The following is a 10,570-nucleotide window of genomic DNA, read 5'->3' on the forward strand; positions in this document are numbered from 1 at the left end:
TTTAGATTTTGATTTGGCTTTTAACACTCAAGCCGGCCGGTAGGCCGCTGTAAGAGCGGAACCAATATCAGCCGTTACCCAAATAACGGATATGTACACCGCTCTGGTCAACCCCGACCCACCTCAACATCCCTCCCCGAAGCCCCAATCCTGCGTAACAAAGGCAACACCTCCGCCCCCACATGAATCGACTCTTCCAGATGCGGAAACCCCGAGAGAATAAAGCTGTCCACCCCAAGCTGGTGATACTCCTCGATCCGCTCCGCCACCCGCTCATAACTCCCCACCAGCGCCGTCCCGGCCCCGCCCCGTACCAGGCCCACACCGGCCCAGAGGTTGGCCGAAACCTCCAGCTCCCGCGCCCCACGCCCACGGCCTTTCATCAACTCGGTCTGGCGACTCTGCCCCACCGATTCATACCTGGCCATCTGCCGCTGCGCCTGGTCAATGGCGTCCTTGGGTATCTCCTCCAACAGCCGCTCCACATGCGCCCAGGCCGCCTCGTCAGTGCGATCGGCAAAGATGTGCAAGCGCAACCCAAAGCGCAACGTCCGGCCCTGCATCGCGGCCAACTCACGCATCCGCAGCACCCGCTCGGCAATCATCGCCGGCGGCTCACACCACATCAGGTACGTCTGCCCATGGGCAGCCCCCACCTGCTCGGCAGCCTCGGAGGCACCCCCAAAATAGATCGCCGGCACCTCGGCCCCAGGCGCCACCGGCGTGTTGATCCCACTGCGGTAGTAGCGCCCCGGATGCGCCGGCTGCTTGCCAGCCCACACCGCCTGGAACACCTGCAAAAACTCCGCAGTACGCGCATAACGCTCATCGTGTTCGAGAAAGTCCCCCAACGAACGCTGCTCAAAACGGCTGGACCCCGTCACCACATGCAACGCCAGGCGATTCTCGCTGAGCAATTGCAAGGTCGCCGCACGGTGGGCGGTATAGGCCGGCAGCTCCATGCCTGGTCGCAACGTCAGGAGGAATTTAAGCCGTCGCACCTCCTGGGCCAGCACCGCGGTAATCAGCCACGGATCCTCGAAACCGCTGGCGGTGGGCACCATGATCCCGTCGAACCCGGCCTGTTCGGTAGCCCGCACGATCTGGCGCAGGTAATCGAGGGTGGGGGCACGTTCGCCTTGCTGGAACAGCCCGACCTTGGGCAGGCCGCTGCTGGTGAGGTGGCGGCCGTCGCCATTGGTGGGCAGGAACCAGTCGAGCTGGATCGGGGGGCGAACCTCAGTGTTCATGGTGCAGGCGCTCCTTGCGCAGGCCGTGTTGAAAAAGCAGCGGCAGGATCTGTTCACCAAAGCGCAGCACTTCGCCGACCGCCGGGCCGCCTTGCAGGATGATGTGGCCAAGGCCCAGGCCGTGCAGTTCCTGCAGGCGCGTGGCGATTTGGCGGGGCGTGCCCACCAGGATCAACGGTTGGCCAGGGTGCAGTTGCAGCAGGTTCGGGTGGATCTCCCACTGGCGCAACGGGTGACGGTCGCGGGGCACGGTGGCGATGCGGTGGTTGGGCAGGTCCTGGGTCGGCAGCAGGGCGGCGGCGGTTTCCCAGGCCAGGTCCTCGCTGTCGCCGATGACCAGGCCGAAGGTACAGGCAAAGGCCAGGCCCGGCTGAAGCTGGCGCCAGCGTTGTATTTCCTGGGCCAGCCACTGCGGATGCCCAGGCCGCAACAGGCAGACCTGGGCGTGGCCGGCCACCAGCGCGTGGCTTTGGCTGTCGTCCAGCACCAGTGGCGGCGCGGGCAGTTCGCGGCGGGCGACGCCGGCGTTTTCCAGTTGGAAATAGCGGCCTTGATAATCCAGGCCGCCGTCATTCGGTGCCAGCAGTTGTTGGAGAATCTCCAGGTATTCGCCGATGCGTTCGCTGCGCTGGTCGCGGTTCAGCCATTCGCCAAACGCACTGCGCAGGCTGCCTTGTTCGCCGTCGGGCAAGTGCAGGCGCACCCGGTGGCTGCTGATCGATTGCAGGCTTTGCAGGGTGGTGGCCAGGGCCGCCGGCAGCATGACTTCCGGCGGTACGCTCACCGACAATTGCACCCGTCGGGTGTGGGCGCATAGCGCCGCCGCCACCCCGAGGCTGTCGGCACACAGCGCGCCGCCGGGGATCCACAGGCCGTCGATGCCGGCGTATTCCACCGCCTGGGCCAGCTGGATCCATTGCCCCGGCCGCGCCGCCCAGTCGGGGGTACAGAGGGGCATCAACCAACTGAATTCAAGGGGCATACACGGGCTCCATAGTTTGGCATCAGCATCACGCGTCGTCGTAGCAGCTGTCGAGCCCCGGCGAGGCTGCGTTCGCGGTGTATCTGGCACACCGCTACGCAGCCTCGTTTCACTCGACAGCTGCTACGGGAGCTGACGCTTTCAGGGCGTTTGATCATCCTACTCTCGTCCTCGCCATCCGAGGGCCGGGGCGATGTCCCGGGCGATGATTTCCAGGCGCTTGAGGATCTGCGCCTGGGTCGAGCTTTCGGCCTGGACCACGGCGATCACGTAGTCAGCATAGGGCAGCAGGGACGGGTCCTGTTGCAGGCTGGCGATCACTTCGTCGGGATGGCCGTGGTGCACGTTCATCAGGCGCAGGTGCTCCTGCAGGTCCACGGCTTGATCAATCAGGCCTTCGCGTTGCAGGCGCGGGATGTGGCGCTCGATATCCACCGCCAGTTCCGCTTGGGCACTGGCGCGATCCGCTGCCGGGAAAATTGCCCGCACCACGCCGATTCTCGGTGGGCGATCGGTGCGGGTCCAGGCATTCAAGTAGGCATCGGCCAGGGGTTTTTGCACCGTCAGCGGATCGTGGGTGGCGGTGCCCAGCAGCAAGCCGTTGCCCTGGCTGGCGGTGTATGCCGCGCCTTCGAGGCTGCCGTGGGAGTGCCACAAGCGGCTGCTCAAGCCGGTTGCTGGCGGTTGCAGGGTCAGCGCGCTGTGGGGCGTCAATGCCTCGCCGTCGAGTAACTGCTGGACCTGCTGCTGGTGTTCGCTGAAATCGACCTGGCGTTGCACGGCATCACGGCCAAACGCGCTGAAATTGTCGAGGTTGGCGCCGCCGCTGCCCAGGCCCAATTGCACCCGGCCGCCGCTGAGGGCATCGAGCACACTGGCGTCTTCCGCCAGGCGGATCGGGTCTTCGAAAGGCAGCACGATCACCCCGGTGCCCAGTTCGATATGCCGGGTTCGCTCGGCCACCGCCGCCAGCAATACCAGCGGCGACGGCAGCCGGCCGAAGCCGTTGCTCAGGTGGTGCTGGGCAATCCAGCCACCGTCGAAACCGAGGGCCTCGGCGACTTCGAATTGTTCGATCAGGTCGCGGTAGACCTGCTGTGGATCGTCGCCAAAGGCGTGGCTGAGAAAGCCCAGTTTGAAGCTCATGTCAGGGTTCCTTGGGGCAGTGTCGGTTGCCAGCCCAGGGCCGGGGCGATCTGTTCGCGGATGATTTCCAGGGCACGGATCGCCTCCCGCAGCGGGGTGCTGGCGGTCTGTACTTGCAGCACCAGGTGGTCGTTGGCCGTCAGGCTCGGCCCTTGCTGCAACTGCTCGATGATCTGCTCGACCGGGCCGTGCAGGATGCCGAGGCGCCTGAGGGTGGCGTCGAAATCATCATCCACCGGCGCCTTGTACACGCCGATGCTCTGTTGGCGTTGCACGTAGGCCTGGATATCGTTGCGCGTGGCGGCGTCCGGGTTCGGGATCAGCGCCTGTACCCGGGTGACACGGGGCGGGGTGCCGTTGTCACCGGTCCAGGCGTTGCGATAGCGCTTGACCAGTTCTACCCCGGCTTCGGGCGGCAGGTGCGGGTTGGGCGCCATGATCAGGCCGTGGCCGCGCTCGGCCACCCGTTCCACCCGTGAGGTGGCTTCCCAGATTCGCTGCCCAAGGCCGGCTGCCCGTGGCAACAGGCGCGAGCCGCTGTCGGTCAGGGGGGCGTTGCCCAGGGCATGGATCAACTGTTGCAGGTGCTGCTCATAATCGCGGTGGCGCGCCTCAGGCTCACGACCGAATGCGGTGAACGTGTCGGGATCAAAACCCGCACCCAGGCCCAGCTCCAGCCGGCCATTGCTCAACAGGTCCAGCACCGAGGCGTCTTCCGCCAGGCGCAGCGGCGCTTCCTGGGGCAACACGATAATCCCGGTGCCCAGGCTGATCCGGCGGGTGCGCTGGGCGATGGCGGCAAGCAATACCAGGGGCGAGGGCAGGCGGCCGTTTTCGCTGGCGAAGTGGTGCTGCGCCACCCAGCCACTGTCAAAGCCCAACTCTTCGGCGACCTTGAACAACTCCACGGTGTCGCGGTAGACCTTGGGCTCGAAGCCGGGGCTGTAGACCCGGCTGAGAAACCCCAGGGAAAAACGCGAACTCATGGCTGCACCTCGCGGGCCAGTTGTTTTTGCAGCGCCGGGCCGGCGTTGATCGACTCAGGCAGGCCGCTGAACGGGCTGATGGTCAGGTAACCCTTGTTGAGCCATACCGCCTCATCCTGCTTCTGCTGCTCGGCGGTGGCGGCGGGGCTGTACTGGAAGCCGATGCCGGGTTTGCCCGGCAGCTTGAATTGCTTGAGGTCGTCGATGTACACCGCTTCAAAGCCCACGTAGCTGCCGATGCGGGTGAGTTTCACGCCCTTGATCCGTGGGTCTTTTGGCAGGTTGATATTCAGGCCCAGGCCCTTGGGCAAGAGCGCGCCGTCGGGCTGGCGATGCTGGTCCAGGGCATTGACCAGTTTCGCCACCAGTTGCGCCGCGCGTTGTGGGTCTGCCTCCTTCAAATCGGTGCTGACCGCCAGCGCCGGAATGCCCGCCTGCACCGCGACACTGGCGACGTTGAACGTGCCGGAAGCGCTGTTGATCGCCCCCAGGTTATTCCCGGGGTTGGGGCCGACGATCACCAGGTCGGGGTGGGCCATGACTTTTTTCAGGCCCATCAGCAAGGCCATCACCGGCGTGCCGCTGATTTCGATCTGCACGTCTTTGCCGGCGCATTCGGGGCTTTGGCACACGCCGTTTTCAGTGGTGCTGATGTAGTAACTGTCGGGGTAGGCCGGGTCGTCGTCATGGCCAACGGTGACTTCGCGACCAAAGAAAAACGCACCGCCCCGTGCGCTCTGGTCGGCCTGCGGTGCGGCAATCCGCACCGTATGCCCCTGGGCCTTGAGCTCGGTGTACAGGGCGCGAATATTGGGGTGCTGATAACCGTCGTCGTTGCTCAGCAAAATGTTCAGGGCAAAGGCCTTCGAGACGAACAGGCTGCCGACTGCCAGCATCCATGCGCTGCGCTTCATGGTGTGACTCCCTGGGTAAAGCGATTGGCCGGGCGCGGCAGGCCGAGGTTTTCCCGCAGGGTGGTGCCTTCGTATTCAGTGCGGAACAGCCCGCGTTGCTGCAGCAGTGGGATTACCTGCTCGACGAACAGGTCGATGCCACCCGGGAAGTACGGGAAGAACACATTAAACCCGTCACAGGCACGGGCTTCGAACCACCGCTCGAAGAAGTCGGCAATGTCTTCGGCGGTGCCGATTATCGGGTTGCCGGCGGTCAGGTGCAGGTACAGCTGGCGGATGCTCAGGTTCTGGCTGCGGGCCAGTTCCAGCAGTTTGTCGCGACGGCTGCCGCGCTGGCCTACCGGGGTTTCCGGCAGCGGGCCGTCGAGGTCGTAGCCCGACAGGTCGATGTCATCGCCCAGGGTGTCGGCCAGGAAACGCAGGCCCAGCACCGGGTCCACCAGGGCCTGGAACTCTTCGAACAGCGCCTGGGCCTGTTCGCGGGTTTCGCCAATAAACGGGGTGACACCGGGCAGGATCTTGATGTGGTCGGGGTCACGGCCAAAGGCGGCGGCGCGTTGCTTGATGTCTTGATAGAAAGCCTGGGCGCCGGCCAGGTCATGGTTGACCGCAAAAATCAGCTCGGCAACGCGGGCGGCGAGGGCCTTGCCGGGTTCCGACGCACCGGCCTGCACCAGCACCGGATGGCCCTGTGGGGGGCGGGCGACGTTGAGTGGGCCACGTACGGAAAAATGTTCGCCGCGATGATTCAGGGTGTGCAGTTTGGCCGGGTCGAAATACTCCCCGCTGGCCTTGTCGCGGGTGAAGGCGTCGTCGTCCCAGCTGTCCCACAGGCCCTTGACCACGTCGTGGAATTCTTCGGCGCGCTGGTAGCGGTCGCCATGGTCGATATGGGTTTCGCGGCCGAAGTTCCAGGCCTCATCCGAGACCACCGAGGTCACCAGGTTCCAGGCGGCGCGCCCCTTGGACAGATGATCGAGGGAGGCGAACTTGCGGGCGATATGGTACGGCTCGTTGTAGCTGGTGGTGGCGGTGGCGATCAGGCCGATGTTGCTGGTGACGGCTGCCAAAGCGGCCATCAGGGTCAAGGGTTCGAAGTGTTCGGCGCGGGCAGTGCGGCTGAGGGCGTCATGATGATGGCCCCACAGTGCGACCACGTCGGCGACGAACAAGGCGTCGAATTTGCCGCGTTCGGCGGTTTGCGCAATGTGTTTGAAGTGCTCGAAATCCAGGCTGGCATCCGCCTGGGCCAGGGGATGGCGCCAGGCTGATACATGGTGGCCGCTGTTGGCCAGGAAGGCCCCCAGCTTGAGTTGATCGGTACGTCGGGTCATGGACAGGCTCCCGCAAAAGGTCAGGCGCAGGGCCGGCGAACCGGCCCCGCGGGCTGGGTCAGAAGGCGTACGTCACGCCGGTGTACCAATAGCCACCGGTGGTGCCGTAAGGCGAAAAGGTACCGTACGGGAAGCCGCCGGAACTGCTTACCAGGTCGGTGCGTTTCGGGTACTTGTTGAACAGGTTGTTGGCCCCCGCATTCAGGGTCACGGCCTTGGTCAGGTGGTAGTCGATGTTCAGGTCGGTGATCCAGGTCGGCGCGAAGTTGCGGTCGTAGATCTCGGCGGTGCCGTACTCGGTGTAGGAGCCGTAGCGGGTCAGGTTGAGGCTGGTTTCAACCTTGTCGTAGGTCCAGGTGGTGCCCAGCAGCAGCTTGGATTGCGGCAAGCCGTACTTGAGGTTGCCCTGGCGCTGGCGGTCATAGCCACCGTCCGGGCCGAGGGCCTGGGCAGCCACCGTCGAGGCGTGGATCGAGTCGATCTGGGTGGTGTTCCAGTTGAAGCCGGCGCTGTATTTCAGGCTGCCATAGGCACCGATGTCCTGGCGGTAGTCGCCCACCAGGTCAACGCCGCGGGTGGTGGTGTCGAGGGCGTTGGTGAAGTAGGTCACCGCCTGGTTCGGGTTGAGCCCGGCGGCGGCGAGGATCGCGCTGATTTGCGGCGTGCCGCCCAGGTAACCGGTCTGGGCGATGCGGTCCTTGATCACGATCTGGTAGGCATCCAGGGTGATGTTGGTGTTGTCAGTGGGTTGCAGGGTCAGCCCGATGCTGTAGTTGGTCGACTTTTCAGGCTTGAGGGTGGTCGCGCCCAGGGCCTTGGCCACATCGGAGTTCACCGCCACGTTGCGGTAGTCGAACAGTTGCCCGTTGACGCTGGTTTGCGAGGTGGAGCTGTAGATCTGCTGGGCCAGGGACGGTGCGCGGAACCCGGTGCTGACGGTGCCGCGCAAGGCCAGGATCGGGGTCAGCTGGTAGCGGGTGGAGAACTTGCCGTTGGTGGTGGTGCCCGAGCCGTCGTTGTAGTGCTCGTAGCGCCCGGCCAGGTCCACGTGCCATTTTTCGGTGAGGTCCTGGCCGATCTCGCCGTAGCCCGCGAGGCTGATGCGGCTTTTTTCGGCGGCGTCGGCCGGGGTGGTACCGGCACCGGAAATGGTCCCGGGTGGAATGATCGCGCCGTTGGCACCGGTGTCGAACGGCCCGCTGGCGTAGGAGGCGAGGTCACCCTTGCCGATCTTGTAGTCTTCGTAGCGCTGTTCCAGGCCCCAGGAAATCTGCGTCGGCTTGTACAGGCCGAGGTCGAAGGCGCGGGTCAGGTCGAGGTTGTTGGTCCACTGGCTGAAGGTTTTTACGCCGGTGTCGACCGAGGTCGGTGAGTTCGGGCCGTAGCTCAGGTTGTAGGTGTCGGTGAGGGTGGCCCGGGCATGGTCCTGGCCGTAGGTGCTCGACAGGTCATAGTCCCAGCCGGCGGCCTGGCCCTTGCCGCCAAACGCCACCTGGAAGTCGTCTTCGATGAAGCGCAGGTTGTCTTCGATACCTTCCGGGTACGGGGTCTGGATGCCGTTGAACGACGGCGGCTGGTGGAATGCCAGGGGCTTTTCCGAGTTGCGGTGGGTGTAGGTCGAGAACGAGTACAGGGTCAGCGCGTCGGCGACCGGCAGCTCGGCGTTGTAGCCGAGGCTGAAGTTCTTCGCCTCGGGCAAGCCGGTGCCGTAGTAGGTGTGGCGTTGGCTGGTGTTGCCGGCACTGTCGGTGTACGGCGCCGCATCGGAACGGTCCGAGACGTCCTGTTTCTTCACGTCCAGGGCGAGGTTGATGAAACCGTCGTTGGGCAGGGCCAGGCCGACATTGCCGGTTTGACGCACGGTTTCGCCGTCGCCGTTTTCATAGTTCTGGCCGTAGGTGGTGGACAAGCTGCCGCCGTGGTCGGTTTGCTTGAGCACGATGTTGATCACGCCGCCGATGGCGTCCGACCCGTATTGCGCCGAGGCGCCGTCACGCAGGACTTCGATGTGATCCACCAGGGCGGTGGGGATCATGTCCAGGTCCACCGGTTGCGAGCCGGAGTTGAGGGAGGTGGCGTTGTTCAGCAGCGCGCTGTTGTGGCGGCGCTTGCCGTTGACCAGCACCAGCACCTGGTCGCCGTTCAAGCCGCGCAGGCTGATGGGGCGCACGATCGAGGTCGAACCGAAGCCCGACGAGGCCGGCTGGTTGAGGGACGGCAGTACTTTGCTCAAGGCACGGGTCAGGTCGCCCTGGCCGGTGGCGAGCAACTGCTTGGAAGAAATCACGTCCACCGGCGCCGGGCTGTCGGCCAGGGTGCGGGCCTGGCCACGGTTGCCGATGACCACGACGGTGTCCAGGGGGTTGTCGCTGGCCGGGGCGTCGGCGGCGAGGGTCAGGCTGCTATAGCTGACGGCCTCGCACACGGCGAGGAACAACAGGGTATGGGCGAAAGCCTTGCCGGGTTGGCGGCGGCCGGCGGCGCGTGATGGATTCATGATGTGCAACACTCCAGTGTGGTTAGGCAACGGGCCTTGTTCGAGGACGGCTTGTTAAGTTCAAGCTCTGGTGGAGGCAGGAGAGCAAAGGCTGTGCCATCGCTGAAAAGTCTTGGATAACAAGGAGTTGTTGGAGGGTTTGCGGGGCGGCTGGTGTTTTTCTAACAGGCGGAAGGGCAGGGTGTTGGTTTTTGTGCAGGGGATTTTTTCGCGAAGCTGCTAGCGTACGCTGGGCCGGGGGAGCGCCTCCTTGGCACACCCCTTGCTCTCCCCACGCCATACCTAAACCCAAGGAAGCTTTTCTGTATGCCTAGACCTGGCCCGCGCAACGCCCTCACTGATATTCCCGGCCTGGAGGTTGGCCACGCCACAGACCTGTACGCCGACACCGGCGTCACGGTGATCCGCCCGGATGGTTTCTGGACTGCCAGTATCGACATTCGCGGTGGAGGCCCAGGTGGTCGCGAAACCGCGGCGCTGGAGCCGGAGAACATGGTGGGCCAGCTGCACGCGCTGGTGTTTGCCGGTGGCTCGGTGTTTGGCCTGGCGGCGGCGGATGCGGTGGCGGCGAAGTTGTCCCAGGACCAGGTGGGGTTGCATTTGAAGCCGGGTGCGCCGGCGATTCCTATCGTGCCGGCGGCGGTGTTGCATGATTTGGCGAATGGCGGGGACAAGGATTGGGGTCTGGAGCCGCCTTACCGGCGACTGGGGTTCGAGGCGCTGGCCAATGCCGGTCCGGAGTTTGAGCTGGGCTCTGTCGGGGCCGGACGTGGGGCCATGGCCGGGGTGCTGAAAGGCGGGCTGGGGACGGCGTCCCTGGATTTGGGCGATGGGTTGGTGGTTGCCGCGTTGGTGGTGGCTAACCCGATTGGTTCGGTCTACATGCCGGATGGCGAGACGTTCTGGGCGTGGCCCTGGGAGGTGGCGGGGGAGTTTGGCGGGGCGCGGCCGGTGACGGAGATGGATTGCAGTGATCCGATGCCGGAGTTGTCGCGGCTGGATTCCATGGGGCGTCTGCAAGCGGGGGCCAATACCACGCTGGTGGTGGTGGCGAGTACGGCGCGGTTGACGGTGGCGGAGTGCAAGCGGGTGGCGATCATGGCGCAGGACGGGATTGCCCGGGCGGTGCGGCCGGCGCATTTGCCGTTTGATGGGGATACGGTTTTTGCGTTGGCTTCGGGGGCAGTGGAGGTGGCGGATGGGCCTCGGCGGCAGGTGGAGATTGGGCGGATTGGGTCGGCGGCGGCTGATTGTGTGGCTCGGTCGATTGCTCGGGGGGTGTTTGCTGCGCGGGGTTAGGGTGGGGTGTATATCCGTTACTCCGCGGGCCGCCGCGACGGGCCATCCATGGCCCGGCGCGGCTAAACCGGCGTCCTGCCGGTTTACCCGCTCCGCAATACCTGCGTTCGGCCTCGGGCTTATTGGGGCAGTCAGATCAAAATCAAAAGCAAAAGCACAGCG

At 64.8% G+C, this 10,570-nt stretch carries 8 protein-coding genes; 1 reads left to right on the forward strand and 7 read right to left on the reverse strand.

Annotated elements, in window-relative coordinates; all coding sequences use genetic code 11:
• Window positions 1–107: 107 nt before the first annotated feature.
• The 7 genes from HX805_RS01305 to HX805_RS01335 form a co-directional block, all read right to left on the reverse strand.
• Window positions 108–1,250 carry an LLM class flavin-dependent oxidoreductase gene (locus HX805_RS01305; protein ID WP_177116522.1) on the reverse strand — a complete coding sequence of 381 codons (1,143 nt, stop codon included), beginning with the start codon at window positions 1,248–1,250 and terminating at the stop codon, window positions 108–110.
• The gene (locus HX805_RS01310; protein ID WP_087695234.1) at window positions 1,240–2,232 is read right to left on the reverse strand and encodes an LLM class flavin-dependent oxidoreductase; all 993 of its coding nucleotides are present in this window, start codon (window positions 2,230–2,232) and stop codon (window positions 1,240–1,242) included. The genes HX805_RS01305 and HX805_RS01310 overlap by 11 nt, the downstream gene beginning before the upstream one ends.
• 159 nt (window positions 2,233–2,391) lie before the next feature.
• Complete coding sequence (locus HX805_RS01315; protein ID WP_177055655.1) at window positions 2,392–3,378, reverse strand: LLM class flavin-dependent oxidoreductase; 987 nt, start codon at window positions 3,376–3,378, stop codon at window positions 2,392–2,394.
• Window positions 3,375–4,364, reverse strand: coding sequence for an LLM class flavin-dependent oxidoreductase (locus HX805_RS01320; protein ID WP_177048862.1), 990 nt, complete (start codon window positions 4,362–4,364; stop codon window positions 3,375–3,377). The genes HX805_RS01315 and HX805_RS01320 overlap by 4 nt, the downstream gene beginning before the upstream one ends.
• On the reverse strand, window positions 4,361–5,278 hold the full coding sequence (locus HX805_RS01325) for a 5'/3'-nucleotidase SurE (protein ID WP_177116523.1): 918 nt from the start codon (window positions 5,276–5,278) through the stop codon (window positions 4,361–4,363). The genes HX805_RS01320 and HX805_RS01325 overlap by 4 nt, the downstream gene beginning before the upstream one ends.
• Entirely contained in the window at window positions 5,275–6,612 is a 1,338-nt protein-coding gene (locus tag HX805_RS01330) for an LLM class flavin-dependent oxidoreductase (protein WP_102606457.1), read from the reverse strand. The genes HX805_RS01325 and HX805_RS01330 overlap by 4 nt, the downstream gene beginning before the upstream one ends.
• 58 nt (window positions 6,613–6,670) lie before the next feature.
• On the reverse strand, window positions 6,671–9,109 hold the full coding sequence (locus HX805_RS01335; protein ID WP_177116524.1) for a TonB-dependent siderophore receptor: 2,439 nt from the start codon (window positions 9,107–9,109) through the stop codon (window positions 6,671–6,673).
• A 306-nt stretch (window positions 9,110–9,415) separates the two neighbouring features.
• Here HX805_RS01335 and HX805_RS01340 point away from each other — a divergent pair, with 306 nt between their 5' ends.
• Window positions 9,416–10,408 carry a P1 family peptidase gene (locus HX805_RS01340; RefSeq protein ID WP_003218615.1) on the forward strand — a complete coding sequence of 331 codons (993 nt, stop codon included), beginning with the start codon at window positions 9,416–9,418 and terminating at the stop codon, window positions 10,406–10,408.
• Window positions 10,409–10,570: the final 162 nt, after the last annotated feature.

The organism is Pseudomonas sp. G5001, assembly GCF_013385475.1.
Lineage (GTDB): Bacteria > Pseudomonadota > Gammaproteobacteria > Pseudomonadales > Pseudomonadaceae > Aquipseudomonas.